The organism is Corynebacterium sp. HMSC068H04, assembly GCF_001811255.1.
Lineage (GTDB): Bacteria > Actinomycetota > Actinomycetes > Mycobacteriales > Mycobacteriaceae > Corynebacterium > Corynebacterium hesseae.
Window position 1 is genome coordinate 36,211 of record NZ_KV803966.1, and the last position, 17,150, is coordinate 53,360.

The window sequence follows — 17,150 nt, forward strand, 5'->3', positions numbered from 1 at the left end:
CCTTTTGGGCGTGCCTATTATCACCACCAAGTTTGATCTCGATTCCGCCTACCTGGCCACGGTGCTCGGCCCGGCGGACGATAACCTGCGCGTTTTGGGAAACCTTGTGGGCGTGGACCTCTTCGCCCGCGGCACCACCGTCACGGCTGCCGGCCCCGATTATGAGGTGGCCCGCGCGCACAAGGTCCTCGAAGAGCTCGAGGCGATTGCCCGCCGTGGGCATCCGGTGAGCACCGATACCGTGAAGCACACCCTGGACCTGGTCACGGTGGATGCCCCGGCGTCTGTGTCTGAGACGCTCGCGGCGGATATCGTCTCGCGCCGCGGTAAGGCCGTGCGCCCGAAGACGGTGGGCCAATCGCGCTATGTGCAGGCCATCGATGAAAACACGATTGTCTTCGGCATCGGCCCCGCCGGTACCGGCAAGACCTACCTGGCGGTGGCCAAGGCGGTGCAGGCCCTGCGCGCCAAGCAGGTCAGCCGCATTATCTTGACCCGCCCGGCGGTTGAGGCGGGGGAGAAGCTGGGCTTTTTGCCCGGTACCCTCAATGACAAGATCGACCCTTACCTGCGCCCGCTCTACGACGCGTTGCGGGACATGATCGATCCGGAGATGATTCCGAAGCTCATGGAGGCCGGCATCATTGAGGTCGCGCCGCTGGCTTATATGCGTGGCCGCACGCTCAACGATGCCTTCGTCATCCTCGACGAGGCCCAGAACACCACGCCGGCGCAGATGAAGATGTTCCTGACTCGCTTGGGTTTCGGCTCCACCATCGTGGTGACCGGCGATATTTCCCAGGTGGACTTGCCGGGCGGGCAAGTTTCCGGCCTGCGTCTGGTGCGCCGCATTCTCAAGGGCGTGCCCGATATTCACTTCGCGGAGCTGGGCGCGGCCGACGTGGTGCGCCACCAGCTGGTCGGGCGCATCGTGGAGGCTTACGATAACTTTGCTGAGCAGGAGGAGAAGAAATGAGCATCGAATTTATTAACGAGTCCGGTTATGACGGCGTGAACGAGGAGATGCTGATCGACGTCTGCTCCTACGCCCTCGGCCGCCTCGACGTTAACCCGGATGCCGAGTGCACGATTACCGCCGTGGATCTGGATACCATCGCGGACTTGCACGTGCGCTGGATGGACCTGGAAGGCCCGACCGATGTGATGAGCTTCCCCATGGATGAGCTCACCCCGGGTGCTACCGGCGGGCGCCCCGACGCCGCCGAGGCCGGACCGGCCATGCTGGGCGATATCGTGCTCTGCCCGGAATTCGCGCAGCGCCAAGCCACCGCGGCCGGCCACTCTTTGGGCCACGAGCTGGCCCTGCTGACAGTGCATGGTTGCCTGCACCTGCTGGGCTATGATCACACCACTGCGGCGGAGGAGAAAGAAATGTTCGGCCTGCAGAACGAGCTGCTGGCGGACTGGTACGAGGACCTGGCGGCGCGTGGCGTGAGCTACCAGCCCAAGCCCTCGGGCCCGAAGGCCTTCCCGGATGCCGCTGAGCGCGCGAAGCTCGATGAGGAAGTTCCCGGCGGCGGAATCTAAAGCGGCCCAAACGTTGAGGTGAGCAAAAGGGCGTAGCACAATGGAGGACTATGAACATCCTCTCCATTCAGTCCCACGTCACCTTCGGTCACGTGGGCAACTCCGCAGCAGTCTTTCCACTTCAGCGCGCTGGCCATGAGGTATGGCCGATTCACACGGTGAATTTCTCCAACCACACCGGTTATGGCGACTGGGGCGGGCCGATGATCCCGGCGGAGGAGGTCACGGCGATTGTGGATGGCATCGAGAAGCGCGGCGCCTTCCCACGCATCGATGCAATCTTGTCTGGCTACCAGGGCGGTCCGGATATTGCCGGCGCCATCGTGGATGCCGTGAACCGCATCAAGGCGGTCAACCCGAATGCGCTGTATGCCTGCGACCCGGTGATGGGCAACGCCAAATCCGGCTGCTTCGTCTCCGATGAAATCCCGCCGCTGCTGCGCGATAAGGTGGTGCCCATTGCGGATATCATCACCCCGAATCAGTTTGAGCTGGGCTACCTGACTGATTGTGAGGTGGGCACCCTGGAGCAGACCCTCGCTGCGGTGAAGCGCGCGCAGGAGATCGGCCCGAAGACCGTGTTGGTGACCTCGGTGCAGCGCCCGGAGACCAGCGAGGACGAGATTGAGATGCTCGCCGTTGATGGCGAGCGCGCCTTCTTGGTAGCCACCCCCAAGCTGCCTTTCAAGCGCAACGGCTCGGGCGATGTCACGGCTTCGCTCTTTACGGGACACTACGTGGAGACCAACGACGCCAAGCTGGCTCTCAAGCGAACCGCGTCCTCCGTCTTCGACCTGCTCCAGAACACCTACGAGGCGGATGCCCAGGAGTTGCTGCTTATCGAGTCGCAGGATGTCTTTGCCAACCCGCAGCTGCAGTTCCGGGTGGAGGAGCTCTAGCCGTCAATCCGTGACCGCCCTGCGCGCGCGTTCGCGGCCTGGCGTGGATGCCTTGACCCGGCGTCATGTCCTGGACCGGCATTTGGTGTCCGGCAAACGGCATCCCGCAGAAGGCATCTGTCAAAAGGCGTTTTCATTCCTAAAAACGCCTTTTGCGGCGGCCAGATGGCGTTTTTGCGGTCAAAGACGCCTTTCGGAAGACGCCGTTTGCAAGATGCCATTTGGCGCAAACTTTTTCGCAGTCGCCATGCGGCGGATAACCTCGCGTCATCAGCTTTCACCCTCACCTCACCTCATCGCTGTTTTCGCGGCCCTCCTTCAACGATGTCGTTTCCAGCCATAAGGTTCTACTCAGATGGTTCGGGTCAGAAGGTTCTCTTGGGGGCAAACAAACCTTCTGGAGGTCGCTAGATGGTTCGTTTGGGGGCAAAGAAACCTTATGACCAGAACCGCCTGACTCAAACCATCTGCAGGGCGGATAACCCTCGCGCGAGCACAAAAGGTCCCTCTAGTCTGGTCCCTTCGCACACTAAAGGGACCTTTCAGTACGCGAAAACCACCACCAGATGGTCCCTTTGCACAGAGAAGGGACCAGAGTAGAAGGACCAAACTGAAAGGACCATTCTTAAGCCCCTCGGCAGGAAGCTCTCGGGGCCGCACGTCGAGAGCCAGAGCAGGGCCATACAACAAGAACGGGACTCGGCAGCTCGTGCGTTATGATATGAGGCGATATGAGCACTGATTTCGATGCCGCCTTCGCGGACCTGCCGGCTGAGGGCGAAGCCAACGCCGCTGACTATTCGCAATACACCGACACGCCCGAGGGCTTCCGCTCCGGCTTCGTGTCCTTCGTCGGCCGCCCCAACACCGGCAAGTCCACCCTGACCAACGCCCTGGTGGGGCAGAAGATCGCCATCACCGCCGACCAGCCGGAAACCACCCGCCACCCCATCCGCGGCCTCGTACACCGCGAGGATGCGCAAATCGTCCTCGTCGACACACCCGGCCTGCACCGCCCGCGCACCTTGCTCGGCGAGCGCCTCAACGAGGTAGTCAAGGACACCTACGCAGACGTCGACGTCATCGGCCTGACCATCCCTGCCGATGAGAAGATCGGCCCCGGCGATCGCTGGATTCTGGAAAACGTCCGCAAGGTCGCCCCGAAGACCCCCATCATCGGGATCGTCACCAAGCTGGACAAGGCCTCCAAGGACCAAGTCGGCGCCCAGCTTGTAGCCCTTCACGAGCTGCTCTCCGAGGAGAACCCAGACGCCGTGGTCATCCCCGTCTCCGCCACCGAGCGCGTGCAGCTGGATGAGCTGACCCAGGTCATCGTGGACCACCTCCCCGAAGGACCGAAGTTCTATCCCGATGACCACATCACCGACGAGGATCAGGCCAAGCGCATCGCTGAGCTTATCCGCGAGTCTGCGCTGTCCGGCCTGAAGTACGAGCTCCCGCACTCCGTCGCCGTCGAGGTCGATGAGATCCTGCCCAGCCAGGAACGCCCAGACGTCCTCAACGTCCACGCCATCCTCTACCTGGAGCGGCCCGGCCAGAAGCGCATCATCGAGGGCAAGGATGGCCGCCGCTTCCGCCGCATCGTGGGCACCGCCCGCAAAGAAATCATCCAGCTGCTCGGCCAAAACGTCTACCTCGATCTGCGCATTAAGGTCCTGAAGAACTGGCAATCGGACCCGAAGGCACTGGGCCGCCTGGGCTTCTAGAAGCGGGGGTGCTTCTAAATGCGGGAGAATTTCCGCGACCGCGCCCTCGTCATCCGCTCCTATGATTTCGGCGAGGCGGATCGCATCATCGTGCTCTTGACCCGCCACCACGGCCTCGTGCGAGGGGTGGCCAAGGGCGTTCGCCGCGCCAAATCGCGCTTCGGCTCGCGCCTGCAGCTCTTCGTCAACCTCGACGTGCAGCTTTATCCCGGCCGCAACCTTTACACCATTTCCCAGGCCGATACCGTGGACTATTTCGGCGCGCGCATCATCGAGGACTACGAGCGCTACACCGCCGCCTGCGCCGCCCTCGAATCCGCCGAGCGCCTCGCCGCCGCCGATGCCCCCGGGGATCCCTATCTCTACGATGCCTGCGTCGACGTCCTCGACAAGCTTCAACACGGCGATCCGCTCATGCTTCTCGACGCCTTCCTCCTCCAAGCCATGTCCCACGCCGGCTGGGCACCCAGCCTTTTCGATTGCGCCCAGTGTCAAAGGCCCGGCCCCCACCACGCCTTTCACCCAGCCGTCGGCGGCGCCGCCTGCCACCAATGCCGCCCGCCCGGGGCCGCGGAGGTAGACCCGGAAACCCTGCACCACATGTGGCTTATCGCCCACGGTCACCCCAGCCAGCCGACGAACACCCAAGCCCAAGAGGCCCACCGGCTGACTCGCGCGCACCTGCAATGGCACCTCGAGCGCTCCGTTGGCGCGCTGGGGATCATGGAACAGTAGACTGTAACCCGTGATTACGCCTGACCCGAACCGAGTCCTTCATCCGCCCGCTATCCCGCAGGAGTTCCTGCCGCGCCATATCGCGCTGGTCATGGACGGCAACGGCCGCTGGGCAGAGGAGCGCGGCATGAAGCGCACCGAAGGCCACCGCCGCGGGGAAGCAGTGCTTCTCGACGTCGTCGATGCCTGCCTCGCCCTCGGCGTTCCTTACCTTTCCGCCTACGCCTTCTCCACCGAGAACTGGCGCCGCAGCGCGGAGGAGGTGCGCTTCCTCATGGGCTTTAACCGAGACGTCCTGCGCCGCCAGCGCCACTGGCTCAACGATAGGGGAGTGCGCGTGGTGTGGGCCGGTCGCCGCCCGCGCCTGTGGCGCTCCGTTATCAAGGAGCTCGAGGCAGCCGAGGAGCTCACCAAGGACAACACCAAGATGACCCTGGTGATGTGCGTGAATTACGGTGGGCGCGCCGAGCTTGTCGACGGCATCCGCGATCTAGCCGAACAAGTCTCCCGCGGCGAGCTCGATCCGCGCTCCATCAACGAGAAGACGGTGAGCTCGGTGATGTATGACCCCGATATGCCGGACGTGGATCTGTTCTTGCGCCCCTCCGGTGAGAAGCGCACCTCTAACTTCCTGCTGTGGCAATCGGCCTATGCAGAGATGATCTATCAGGACAAGCTCTTCCCGGATTTCACGCCGGACGACCTCTTCGCTGCGGTGGAGGAGTATGCGCGGCGCGACCGCCGCTTCGGCGGCGTCAAGTAGCCCGCAATCTAAGACGCCGCGGAGCAGTTGGCACAGATGCCGAAGATTTCGGCATCGTGCCCGGTGAGCTCGAAATCGTGCTCTTTGGCTACCGAGGAGGCCCACTCTTCGATGGGGCCGCCGTCGATTTCCTCGGTGCGGCCGCACTTGGTGCATACCAAGTGGTGATGGTGCGCATTGCTTTCGCAGTGCCGGTAGAGGGTCTCGCCGGAAGGCATGTGGAGTGCATCGACGGCTTCAATCTCCGAAAGCGATTGAAGCGTGCGATAGACGGTGGTGAGGCCGACTTTCTGGTTGCCGTCGATAAGCGCCTGGTGTATGTCCTTGGCAGAGGCGAACTTGTCGAGACTACGCAGGACTTCGACGACGGCGGTGCGCTGGCGGGTATTGCGAGCGCCGAGCTTGGGAATACTGTCGTGGATGGCCATGGGGCTAAAGCTTATCAATACACTTCCATTAAGCGGTGGCCAGTGAGGCGTCGCGAAGCAGCGGCAGCACCTTTGGAGCCGCCAAAAAGTAGCGGACTTCGCGGCCGAGGCGTTCGCTATCGACGATGTGTGCGCGCTTCAAAACCCGCAGGTGTTGGCTGATAAGCGGTTGGGATTTGCCGGTGGCGGCCACGAGTTCGTGGACGTAGTGATCGCGCTCAGCTAGGCGCCGGATGATGTCGATGCGCAACGGTGAATCCAAAGCGCTAATGACGGTGGCGGCTGCCGCAGGATCGAATGAGAGAGCTTCTTTCTGGGTGTTGGTCACACCATTCACCTTCAACCATATCTATTGGGGGAGAGTTAAAAAGAGAGATATAGGTACTATAGCTGAAGAATGCGAAAAAGTGTATAAAATACACCACAGTTTCGGGGTGAGGGCACGCGGTGTCAGGGGGCGCGCTAGACTAGGCCGCACTGTATAAAGACTGTCCCCTACCAGAGGAGTCCCATTAGCTATGGCATCCGTCATTGATACCGTCGTCAGCCTGTGTAAGCGCCGCGGCTTGGTCTACCAGGCAGGTGAAATTTATGGCGGTTCCCGCTCTGCGTGGGACTACGGCCCGCTCGGTGTCGAGCTCAAGGAGAACATTAAGCGCCAGTGGTGGCGTCACATGGTGCAGTCCCGCGACGATGTCGTGGGCGTCGATACGTCCGTGATCCAGCCGCGCCAGGTGTGGGTGTCCTCCGGCCACGTCGAGGTCTTCACCGACCCGCTGGTGGAATCCAAGCACACCGGTAAGCGCTACCGCGCGGATCACCTCATCGAGGCCTACGAGGAAAAGCACGGCCACGAGCCGGCCAACGGCCTCGCTGACATTAACGATCCGGAGACCGGCCAGCCGGGTGACTGGACTGAGCCGAAGGCCTTCTCCGGCCTGCTCAAGACCTTCCTCGGCCCGGTCGACGATGAGCAGGGCTTGCACTACCTGCGCCCGGAAACCGCGCAGGGCATCTTCGTGAACTTCAAGAACGTGATGACCTCGGCCCGCATGAAGCCGCCGTTCGGCATTGCGAACATTGGTAAGTCCTTCCGTAACGAAATCACCCCGGGTAACTTCATCTTCCGCACCCGCGAGTTCGAGCAGATGGAGATGGAGTTCTTCGTCAAGCCGGGCGAGGACGAAGAGTGGCACCAGTACTGGATCGATGACCGCTACAACTGGTACGTCGACCTGGGCATCAAGGAAGAGAACCTGCGCCTCTACGAGCACCCGAAGGAGAAGCTCTCCCACTACTCCAAGCGCACCGTGGACGTCGAGTATGCCTTCGGCTTCAAGGGCTCCAAGTGGGGCGAGCTGGAGGGCGTGGCTAACCGCACGGACTACGACCTTTCCGTCCACACCAAGGGCTCGGGCGAGGACCTGTCCTACTTCGACCAGGAGTCCGGCGAGCGCTGGACCCCGTACGTCATCGAGCCGGCTGCCGGCTTGGGCCGCTCCATGATGGCCTTCCTCGTTGACGCTTATGACGAGGAGGAGGCCCCCAACGCAAAGGGTGGCACCGACAAGCGCGTGGTGCTGCGCCTGGACCGCCGCCTGGCGCCGGTGAAGGTAGCCGTGCTGCCGCTGTCGAAGAAGGAAGCGCTGTCCACCCCGGCTCGCGAGCTGGCGAATAAGCTGCGCGCGAACTGGAACGTGGAGTTCGATACCTCCGGTGCCATCGGCCGCCGCTACCGTCGCCAGGATGAAATCGGCACGCCGTTCTGCGTGACCTATGACTTCGACACCTTGGAGGACAACGCGGTCACCGTGCGTGAGCGTGACTCCATGGAGCAGGAGCGCGTCAAGCTCGACGAGCTTGAGGCTTACCTGGCCGCTCGACTGATCGGCTGCTAATGCATTACACCAGCTGGGACCGCAGCGACCGCAAGAACCCGGTGCTCCTCGTGGGGGAGGGGCCGGCGTCGCTGGGCATGTTCCAGGAGCGCTCGGCGGACGTGGAAGGCGAGCATTGGCGCCTGGGGCTCGATGATTTGGGCGCGTCGGTGACGCTGGAGGATGACCGCGTCTACCGCCTGGCGGGCAACCCCAAGCGCGATAAGCGCTTGGAGGCGTCCCTGGATGGGCGCACGTTTGCCTTCATCAACGAGGCCGGCGGCGACTGGATTGTTGAGGACCACGACGGGCTGAAAATCGCGCAGTTCTCCTCGAAGAACTCGGGTGTGCGTAAGGCCATCCTGGAGTTTGAGGGCGAGAAGAGCGATGATTCCGATGACCTCAACCATTCGGAGATTGCGGCGCTGAGCTGGTTTACGCGTGTGATTCTGGAGGCGCGGACGCAGAGCACCGCTATCCCGATCATCGCGACGTTGGTGCTGCTGACCATCGTCGCGGTCGTTGTGGTGCTGCTCTGATGCAGCGCTGGGTGTGGCGCGACGGGGCGTTGGTGGATGGCGCGGGTGAGGTCATCGCCCGCGTGAGGCCGACGGGCCTGCTGCTGCCCGGAACGGGCGCCACCATCGCCTTCGAACACATCCCGGGCGCCCGCAGCTTTACTGTGCGCGGGCCCGACTTTTCGGCGGAGCAGACCAGCTTCACGGTGAAAAAGCTGCGCGCGGTCTGTCAGGGCCGCGAGTACTTGCTCGAGCGCACGAACCCCTTCCGCCGCGAGCGCCGCATCCTCGCTTTGTCTGGCCCCGCCGCCGAGGTCGCCCGCACCGCCCCGCGGGGCCGCGACCTCGAGGTTGCGGTGGGCGAGCTCCCCCTCGCGGACGCCGCCTTCACCAGCTACTGTTGCCTGCTTCTCGACGGCTCCACCCGCCCCCTTCGCACCTAACCTACCTTCCGCGATATAGCCAGAACTGGCGTGGAAACTTGGGTGATTTCATCAAAAGGGGAGCTCTTCTGGCATCCTTGCTCGGCTTGGTATGCCAGTAGAGGGTTCTAGTTAGATGGTTGCAGTCATAAGGTTTGTTTGCCCCCAAACGAACCATCTAGCTCGGTGCAGAAGGTTTACTTGCCCCCAAGTAAACCGTTTGACTGCAGCCTTTTGAGAGAAGCCTTTTGCCGAGAACCATGTGCATGACTGGTTTACGCCTACCGTGTGTTTGCACCACCCCGTATCCGAGGAGCTGATTGGCTGGCTACCGAGCCGGGGTCCAGTCGCCCGATGTGTGCACAGGAAATGTGGCAGACGGTATCCCACAAATGGCATCCGACAGAAGGCATCTGGCAAATGGTGTCTGACAAAAGGCGCCTTTGGGGCTGAAAACGCCATGTGGAGGGCTCAAAAGGCGTTTTTAGCTGTGAAAACGCCTTCTAGAAGATGCCTTGTGCAAGGCGCCTTTTGTGAGATGCCATGCGGGACCGCCCCGGTTATGAGATGCCGGGTGTGGGCCGCGGGCTTCGAGGCCTAGGCGCCGGGCAGGGGAGAAGTATGAAGGCGGCTGGGGGAGCCGCCGGCGGAAAAGGGGAGAAGGCGAGGAATCGGAGCAGAGGAGAGGGCGGCTAGAAGGAGCCGCCGCGGAAACCGCCTCCGCCTCCGCCGCCCGAGAAGCCGCCTCCGCCAAATCCACCGCCACCGGAGAAGCCGCCGCCGAAACCGCCACCACGGGAGCTGCCGCCGCCGAGAATCTGGCCAATGACCATGCCGGTGAGGATGTTGCCCGCGGCATCGGTGGCCTGGCGGCGCTGCTCCCGGCGGCGATAAGCCTCCAGGTCTTCCTTCGCGCGGTTGAGCGAAGTCTGCGCAGCAGAAGCGGCATCGCGGGAGAAGTTCAGCGCCGCGCGCAGATCCTTGGAGGCGGAGTTCTGGGCTTGGGCGAAGAGGCGGGAGGCGTCGGCAAGCGCGACGCGCGCATCGGGGCCCACCACGCGGCCGCGCGAGGACAGCAAGTCTTCCGCCGCCTGGATGGCGGACTCGGCCGCGGCAATCTGCTGGCGGTAGAGCGCAATCTGGCGCTCGCGGGTGGCGTTGGTTTCGCGGACAGTATCGAGCTGCTCGTCCAGCTTGCTATCGAGCGCCGTCAGCGCGGTGTACTGCCCCAGCGGATCGGCCTTGCCCTGCTGGCGAGCCGCACTGAGCGCCTCCCGCGCCTGGGCGAGTAGTGACTCCAACGCGGACCAATCCGCCGGGGAGCCCTGGGCCTTGCCGCGCTGTTCGAGGTGCTGGGCTTCGGCGATTTCTTCCTCGACCTCATTGATGAGCGCCGGCAGGTTATCCTGCGCCGCGGTGATCGAGTTCTCGGCGTTTTCCACGGCGCTGAGCAGACGGTCAGAGACCTCGAGCGCATGCTCTGCATCGCGGATATAGCCCACCAACGGCCCCTGCTGCCCGGCGGGCTGGGACTGCAGCTCGCGGCCGCGCGAAAGCAGCTTCTCGGCCTCGTTGAGCGAGACCTCCGCCATCTCCGGGTTATCCGCAATCGAGGACAACGCCTCCTCGGAATGAGAAGCACTGAGGGAGGACAATGTCGTGCGCGCCTGCGGCAAGCGCCCGCGCAGATCGACGGTGCGCTGGGTCAGCTCATCCAGCTTGGAGCCGGCGTTGATGAGCAAGTCCCGCATCTTGGCAAAGTCCGCCGCCTGCTCATCCAGGGCATCGTCGGCCTGCCCGCAGGAGGAGATAATCTCCACCAGCATCTGGCGGCGCTCCGAAGCCGATTCCGGCAGGTTGTCCTGCAGCCTCTGCTGCAGCTGGAACGCCTTCTGCAGTGTTAGCGTGGAGTGGTTCATCGCGCGCGTGAACGGGCGGGTGCGCTCAGGACCGAACTCGGCCACCGCGATGTCGAGCTCCTCCTTGCCGCGGCGAATCGATTCATCGGTGGAGACCAGCTCCTCCTGGGCTAGCTTCTCCAAAGTGTCCATGTCCAGGCGGTCCAGCTGCGCGGTATTCCCCGGCTCAATCTGGCGCGCGGACTCCAGAGTGGCCGCCGAGTCCTTCTTTGTCTTGCGCCTGTTGGCCACCGCGATTCCGCCACCCGCCAAAGCCAGCGCGCCCGCGCCGCCAGCGAGCCACAGGCCTCCGGAGCCATCGGAATCAGAAGCAGCAGAAGTGCCAGAAGACGACCCCGCAGAACCGGAAGCGGCAGCGTCGACAAGCGCAAGTGCGGAAGCGCCGTACTGGTGACCTTCGGCAAGCTTGGCGTAGGCCGCGTCATACATCGCATCCAGGCGCCCACGCGGCCAGTCTTTACCCGTCTGCACGCCCACGGTGGAATCATCCACGCCCACCACATAGGCCGCGGAGTTTGGGCCCTTGGACTGCACAATCTCACCCGCATAGCTTTCCGCGCCCTCCGGCAGCGAGGAGGCAAAGACCACGAAAATCACCACGTGGTTCTCCTGCTGCAGCGCGGCAATCTTGTCCTCCAACTCGGACTTCTCCGAGCTCGAGAGCACCCCCGCCTCATCCGTCACCTTGTCCTTAATGGAGGCCGCCTCGGGTGCGGCGAGAACGAAGTCCGCCGCCACGGCGGGGCTAGCAGTGGCCAACCCCAACACCACAGCGGCAAGGGCGGCGCGACCAAAACGAGCAGCAGTAGTCATGCGCACCACGATACCTTCCCACCCAGCGCTAGAGTGGTCAGACAGTGAAGTACGTTATTGTCCTCGGCGCCGCACAGTACGACGGGCGCCCCTCCCGCATCCTGTCCGGCCGCGTGCGCTGTGCCGCCGAGTACGCCGCCGCGCACGACCTGCCCATCATCACCGTCGGCGGCAAGCTGCCCGGCGATAGGTTCACCGAGGCCGGGGTGGCTAAGCGCATGCTTGACGACGATCCCCTCACCGTCACCGCCCTCGAAGAAGGCCTGGACACCCGCAGCGAGCTGATTGCCGCGCGCGAGAAGCTGGGCGTGACCGAGGCCGTCATCATCACCGATCCGCTCCACCGCCTGCGCACCTTCCTCATCGCCCGCCAAGAGGGGATTGATGCAACGGTGCTGGGCACGCCCTATTATCCTTCCCCGCGCTTCTCCATCCCCTGGTGGCGATACCTGGCCCACGAGACCGGCGGCCTAGCCTACCTGGGCCTGCGCACCCTGCTGGGGGAGGAACGCACCGAAGGCGTGCGCGCGGCCTTCTACCGCATCGAGCGCATTATTCGCCCCAACCAGGCCCTGCGCCACCGCGTCATTGGCGCGAGGCAGACCCAGGAAGGCCAGGACTCCGCCTAAACTTAAAACCCGTGAGCTATTCCTACCGCGCAGAAGACGTCGCCCGCCTCGCTTCCGAGTCACCCAAAGGCTCGGCCTTGCTCAAATCCGAGGAGCACCGCGGCGCCTTCTCCCGGGACCGCGCCCGCGTCCTGCACTCCGCGGCGCTGCGCCGCCTGGCGGATAAAACCCAGGTGGTGGGCCCTCGAGATGGCGATACCCCGCGCACCCGGCTGACGCACTCCCTGGAGGTCAGCCAGATCGCCCGCAGCATTGGTGCTGGCTTAGGCCTGGACCCGGACCTGTGCGATATGGCGGGGTTAACCCATGACATCGGCCACCCGCCCTACGGCCACAACGGCGAGAATGCACTCAACGAGGTAGCCCTCGGCGGCTTCGAGGGCAACGCCCAGACCCTGCGCATCCTGGCCAAGCTGGAGCCCAAGGTGGTCCTGGATACCCCGGCGGGCCCGCGCAGCTACGGCTTGAACCTCACCCGCGCCTCGCTCGATGCGGCCTGCAAATACCCCTGGACCAAGACCAACCCGGATGGCACCACCAACCGCAAATACGGCGCCTATGACGAGGACGTAGACATCCTGGAGTGGCTGCGCCAGGGGCATAGCGATAAGCGCAAGTCCATGGAGGCCCAGGTCATGGACTGGTCGGATGACATCGCCTATTCCGTCCACGACGTCGAAGACGGCATCATCTCCCGCCGCATCTCTTTGAACGTGCTGTGGGACCTGGTGGAGCTGGCCAACCTCGCGGACAAGGGCGCCAAGGCCTTCGGCGGCACTGCCGACGAGCTCCTCGAGGCCGCCGACCGCCTGCGCCAGCTGGACGTCATCAACGCCATCGGCAACTTCGACTACTCTCTGCGCTCTTATGCCAACTTGAAGAAGATGACCTCGGAGCTCGTCGGCCGCTATGTCGGCGCCACCGTCTCCGCCACGCGCGCTGCCAACGATGGCCCGCTTGGCCGCATGCACGGCGACCTCGCCGTCCCACCCGGCGCGGTGGCGGAGGTAACGCTGCTCAAGACCATCGCCGTGCTCTACGTCATGGATGAACCCGCCCACCTAGCCCGCCAGGACCGCCAGCGCGAGCGCATCTACCGCGTCTACGACTACCTGGTGGCCGGCGCGCCGGGCTCTCTCGACGCCACCTTCGCCCTGTGGTGGAAGCAAGCCGACACCGATCTGGAGCGTGACCGCGCCATCATCGACCAGATCGCCTCCATGACGGAATCGCGCCTGGAGCGCTTGGCGCAGCGCAGCGCGGACCTTTTCGGCTTCCTTAGCTAGCTGGCAACTAGTCAGCAGCAGACCAGCACCAAGCCCAGCAGCGCCGTGCCCCACACAACGACACGGCATCCCAAGAGACACCTGTCACCCTATAGTCGAACACCGTTCACTTGGGTGTCACGCAGCCGACAACTCTTCTTAAAACCGGCGACCTAACCTCAGGCAGGTCCGCCTGCCACCAGAGCCTTGATGCCTGCCCGCAGCGGAAGTCTCTTCATTTGTGCTAACTGTCAAGGAATTTTTGTGTCTCAGAAAAAGCTGCATAAAGCCGCGCTCATTGCCTCTATCAGCCTCGTTGGCTCCAGCCTCGTCTCTCCCCCACTTGCCTCCGCCCAGGACCTGCCCCAGGCAGACATCTTGGATCTCTCCTTTGAGAACGGTGTCATCAGCAACTCCGCATCCGATGCCGAGCCGCTGAAGATCGGCGAGCCCACCGTGGAGCAAGACAGCGTGCTTGAGCGTCCCGTGGCCCACTTCGACGGCCGCAAGGATGCTGTCGGTTTCGACATCGGAGACAAGTTTGACCAGATCAAGGACGGTTTCACCGTTGAGTGCGTCTTCCGCTACGACGGGGAGCTTGATGGCAACGAAAAGAGCCTGTGCGCTAACAAGGAAGCCGGCGGCTGGGCCATGGTCATCTACGGCGACCAGCTCACCTTCACCGTCAACGGCAGCGATGGGTACAAGAAGGCCCAACAGCAGGTGGAACCTGGCCAGTGGTACCACGCGGTCGGCGTCTATGACGGAAACAAGAGCGAGCTCTATGTCAACGGCGCCAAGGTGGCTGAGAACACCGAGATCAACGGTGAGGTGACCAAGCCCAAGTCCAATTCCACCGCCGTGATGATCGGTGCGGATTCCGGCCGGGATAACGCCGCCCAGTTCTACTCCGATGCCGTGGTCAGCGAGGCCCGCATCTTCTCCGATCCGCTGGGCGAAGATGAGGTTTCCGCCCTCTACGAGGACTCCAACCTGAGTACCGATAAGAAGGCCGAGATCACCGGCTCCACCCCGAGCGCGGGTCAGCACCTGACGGGCCCGGTGACTTTCGATGTCCAGTTCAACAACGATGCCCTCATCTCCCGCGAGCTCACCTACACCCTGGACGGCGAGGACATCGAGCTGGGGCAAGAAATCGGAGCTGGCCTCAAGGAAGGAAACCACTCCATCCAGGCCGAGGGCCGCGATGTCTTTGGCAACCCCATCTCCCAGACCATCGATTTCACCTCCGGCAACCTCCCGGGAGCCGCCGGCACCGACTCCACGCCGAGCGGCGAGGGAGTGACTATCTCCGCCCGCGCGGATAACCCCAGCGGCGGGGAAGTGGAGACCACCTTCACCGAAGCCGATGTGGCGGTAGCGGAGAAGGGCTTCCAAGGCACCTTCACGGATATCCCGGAGAGCCTGGACTTTGAGTATGAGGACGGTGAGGACTTAGACAAGGCCCTCAACCCGGATAACGAGGATGCCCAGGAGACTACCTCCACGGAGAACATGCCCTTCCAGCGCTTTGACCTGAAGGTCAAGGACGCAGAGAAGAAGGCCCACGACCTCGCCTGGTCCGGCACCGTGGATCCCAAGCGCTCGGTGCGGCTTATGGCCTGGAATACCAAGAGCAACAGCTGGGAGAAGCTGGCAGAAACCCGCGGCGCGGCCGACGCCGAAGTCAGCCTCAGCGCGGAGGTCGACCAGGATTTCGTCGACAACGGAAGCATCCACACCATGCTGGTGGGCTATGACGTCTTTGCCGATGACCTCAACGAGCCCGTCAACGAAGCGTTCGCCGACACCAGTGACTATGATTTTTCCATCGCCCACCACACCGATACCCAATACCTCTCCGAAGGCGCGGTAGAAAAGGCCACGGCCGAGGAACGCAAGAAGTGGGAAGACGGCTACACCGCCGCCACCCAGTGGATCGCGGACAACGCCGAGAAGCGCAAGATCGCCTACTCCGCCCACACCGGCGACATCATCGAGAACTGGATTGGCAAGGACAATGACCGCCCCAATGCCAAGAAGGAATTCGAGGTAGCCTCCAACGCTCAGAAGATTCTGGAGGACGCCGGCGTGGTCAACGGCGTGCTGCCCGGCAACCACGACAACCAAAGCGGCGCGGATGTCGGCGCCGGCAACCTCTACAACGAGTACTTCGGCCCGGAGCGCTACGAGGCCCAGCAGGGCACGGGCAAGTGGGCTGAGCAGGACGCCTCCTACCACCCCTATGCTGAGGGCGATAACGACAACCACTATGACTTGTTCTCCACCAACGGCATGGACTTCATCGCCCTGCACCTGGGCTTTGACGTCACGGAAGAGGAAGCCGCGTGGGCGGATAAGGTGCTCAAGCAGTACTCCGACCGCAACGCCATCCTGCTCACCCACGCCTACCTCAAGCCTTCCGCCAACCCGGATGGCCGCGGCTCGGACTTCTCCCACGACGGCGTGATGGTCTATGAGAACGTCATCGAAAAGAACCCCAACGTGGCTCTGGTGCTGGCCGGCCACGAGCACGGCGTGTCCATTGTCACCCGCAAGGACGTTGGCCACACCAACAACCACGTGGTGGAGCTTCTCGCGGATTACCAGTTCTACGAGGTCGGCTCCGATGAGCTGGGCCTGACGGAGATCGGCGAATACGACGGTGACACCGGCCTGCGCTTTGGCTCCAGCTACCTGCGCCTCCTGCAATTCGATCTGAAGAATTCAGAGATGATCGTGGATACGTATTCGCCGCTTCTCGACGACCACAACGCCACCGAGTACGACGACCGCCAGCGCTACAACGGCCACGAGGACGAGTTCCGCGTTCCGATCCAGTTCCAGACCCGCAAGACCAGCTTTGCAACGAACTCCATGCTCGCCCTGACCGATACCGGCAAGGAAATTGGCAAAGACACCGCCACGTCCGGCTGGCCCGCCAGCGTCACCTACAAGGACGTCAAGGCCGGCCAGGCCTATGGCTGGTACGCCACCTCCGCCGACGCCTCCTCCAAGGAGGACACTAAGCCTGGCATCGTGCGCCAGTTCGGCGTCTTCACCGCGCAGGAGCAGCAGGAGAAGGATAACGAAGCCCCTGAGCTCACCGTTCCGAGCGACAAGCTCACCCTCACCAAGGGTGAAAAGGCCAACCTCCTCGAAGGTGTGAGCGCCAAGGACGATAAGGACGGCGACCTCACCGACAAGGTGAAGGTGGTGGGCAACATCGACACCGCCAAGCCGGGCGTGTACTCCGTCACCTACGCCGTGACCGACTCCGCCGGCAATCAGGCCCTTGCCTCCCGCGTCGTGGAAGTCACCGCCGGCAGTGTGGACGACAACAGCGACTCCAGCAGCGAGAGCAGCAGCGGATCGAGCAACAATGGCTCCAGCGGCTCGAGCGACCACTCGAGCAACAGCTCGAGCCGCGGAAGCGTCCTCCCCGCCATCCTCGGCGCCCTCTTCGGCGCCGCAGGCGCCACCGCCGTCATCGCCGGCCTGCTGAACTACCTTGCACCGGAAGTGCGCGATACCGTCAAGCGCGCCCTCGGCCTCTAAGGTCTAAGGCCTCGGCGGGCTAACCACCCGCCGGCCTAAAACCGCAGCC

General features: G+C 63.3%; 15 protein-coding genes. 12 read left to right on the forward strand and 3 right to left on the reverse strand.

The window, feature by feature from the left end; translation table 11 throughout:
* Positions 1-10 precede the first annotated feature (10 nt).
* The 6 genes from HMPREF2792_RS01250 (at position 11) to HMPREF2792_RS01275 (ending at position 5,672) form a co-directional block, all read left to right on the forward strand.
* Positions 11-976 carry a PhoH family protein gene (locus tag HMPREF2792_RS01250; RefSeq protein ID WP_070530219.1) on the forward strand — a complete coding sequence of 322 codons (966 nt, stop codon included), beginning with the start codon at positions 11-13 and terminating at the stop codon, positions 974-976.
* Positions 973-1,548 (forward strand): rRNA maturation RNase YbeY, encoded by a 576-nt coding sequence (gene ybeY, locus HMPREF2792_RS01255; protein WP_070530222.1) that lies wholly within the window; start codon positions 973-975, stop codon positions 1,546-1,548. Before HMPREF2792_RS01250 ends, ybeY begins: the two co-directional genes overlap by 4 nt.
* 50 nt (positions 1,549-1,598) lie before the next feature.
* The gene (pdxY, locus tag HMPREF2792_RS01260; protein ID WP_070530225.1) at positions 1,599-2,447 is read left to right on the forward strand and encodes a pyridoxal kinase PdxY; all 849 of its coding nucleotides are present in this window, start codon (positions 1,599-1,601) and stop codon (positions 2,445-2,447) included.
* A 731-nt stretch (positions 2,448-3,178) separates the two neighbouring features.
* Positions 3,179-4,174: a GTPase Era gene (era, locus tag HMPREF2792_RS01265; protein ID WP_070530228.1), complete on the forward strand. Its 996-nt coding sequence runs from the start codon at positions 3,179-3,181 to the stop codon at positions 4,172-4,174.
* Positions 4,175-4,192: 18 nt separating this feature from the next.
* On the forward strand, positions 4,193-4,909 hold the full coding sequence (recO, locus tag HMPREF2792_RS01270; protein ID WP_070530231.1) for a DNA repair protein RecO: 717 nt from the start codon (positions 4,193-4,195) through the stop codon (positions 4,907-4,909).
* 10 nt (positions 4,910-4,919) lie between these two features.
* Positions 4,920-5,672, forward strand: coding sequence for an isoprenyl transferase (locus HMPREF2792_RS01275; protein ID WP_070530233.1), 753 nt, complete (start codon positions 4,920-4,922; stop codon positions 5,670-5,672).
* A gap of 8 nt (positions 5,673-5,680) precedes the next feature.
* Here HMPREF2792_RS01275 and HMPREF2792_RS01280 read toward each other — a convergent pair whose 3' ends face one another.
* Positions 5,681-6,100 carry a Fur family transcriptional regulator gene (locus HMPREF2792_RS01280; RefSeq protein ID WP_070530236.1) on the reverse strand — a complete coding sequence of 140 codons (420 nt, stop codon included), beginning with the start codon at positions 6,098-6,100 and terminating at the stop codon, positions 5,681-5,683.
* A gap of 28 nt (positions 6,101-6,128) precedes the next feature.
* Positions 6,129-6,428: an ArsR/SmtB family transcription factor gene (locus HMPREF2792_RS01285; RefSeq protein ID WP_070530239.1), complete on the reverse strand. Its 300-nt coding sequence runs from the start codon at positions 6,426-6,428 to the stop codon at positions 6,129-6,131.
* A 190-nt stretch (positions 6,429-6,618) separates the two neighbouring features.
* Between HMPREF2792_RS01285 and HMPREF2792_RS01290 the strand changes: the two genes are divergently transcribed.
* Genes HMPREF2792_RS01290 through HMPREF2792_RS01300 form a run of 3 tightly spaced genes read left to right on the forward strand, consistent with a single transcriptional unit; the run spans position 6,619 to position 8,938 of the window.
* Positions 6,619-7,998 carry a glycine--tRNA ligase gene (locus HMPREF2792_RS01290; RefSeq protein WP_070530241.1) on the forward strand — a complete coding sequence of 460 codons (1,380 nt, stop codon included), beginning with the start codon at positions 6,619-6,621 and terminating at the stop codon, positions 7,996-7,998.
* The gene (locus tag HMPREF2792_RS01295; RefSeq protein ID WP_070530243.1) at positions 7,998-8,516 is read left to right on the forward strand and encodes a hypothetical protein; all 519 of its coding nucleotides are present in this window, start codon (positions 7,998-8,000) and stop codon (positions 8,514-8,516) included. The genes HMPREF2792_RS01290 and HMPREF2792_RS01295 overlap by 1 nt, the downstream gene beginning before the upstream one ends.
* Complete coding sequence (locus HMPREF2792_RS01300; RefSeq protein WP_070530245.1) at positions 8,516-8,938, forward strand: hypothetical protein; 423 nt, start codon at positions 8,516-8,518, stop codon at positions 8,936-8,938. Before HMPREF2792_RS01295 ends, HMPREF2792_RS01300 begins: the two co-directional genes overlap by 1 nt.
* 671 nt (positions 8,939-9,609) lie before the next feature.
* Here the strand turns inward: HMPREF2792_RS01300 and HMPREF2792_RS01305 are convergent.
* Positions 9,610-11,649 (reverse strand): TPM domain-containing protein, encoded by a 2,040-nt coding sequence (locus HMPREF2792_RS01305; RefSeq protein WP_070530247.1) that lies wholly within the window; start codon positions 11,647-11,649, stop codon positions 9,610-9,612.
* 44 nt (positions 11,650-11,693) lie between these two features.
* Here HMPREF2792_RS01305 and HMPREF2792_RS01310 point away from each other — a divergent pair, with 44 nt between their 5' ends.
* The 3 genes from HMPREF2792_RS01310 to HMPREF2792_RS01320 all read left to right on the forward strand — a co-directional run bounded on the left by HMPREF2792_RS01310 (position 11,694) and on the right by HMPREF2792_RS01320 (position 17,101).
* Positions 11,694-12,278 carry a YdcF family protein gene (locus tag HMPREF2792_RS01310; RefSeq protein ID WP_070530250.1) on the forward strand — a complete coding sequence of 195 codons (585 nt, stop codon included), beginning with the start codon at positions 11,694-11,696 and terminating at the stop codon, positions 12,276-12,278.
* Between the two features lie 11 nt (positions 12,279-12,289).
* On the forward strand, positions 12,290-13,564 hold the full coding sequence (locus HMPREF2792_RS01315) for a deoxyguanosinetriphosphate triphosphohydrolase (RefSeq protein WP_070530253.1): 1,275 nt from the start codon (positions 12,290-12,292) through the stop codon (positions 13,562-13,564).
* 243 nt (positions 13,565-13,807) lie between these two features.
* Positions 13,808-17,101 carry a LamG-like jellyroll fold domain-containing protein gene (locus HMPREF2792_RS01320; protein WP_232748421.1) on the forward strand — a complete coding sequence of 1,098 codons (3,294 nt, stop codon included), beginning with the start codon at positions 13,808-13,810 and terminating at the stop codon, positions 17,099-17,101.
* Positions 17,102-17,150: the final 49 nt, after the last annotated feature.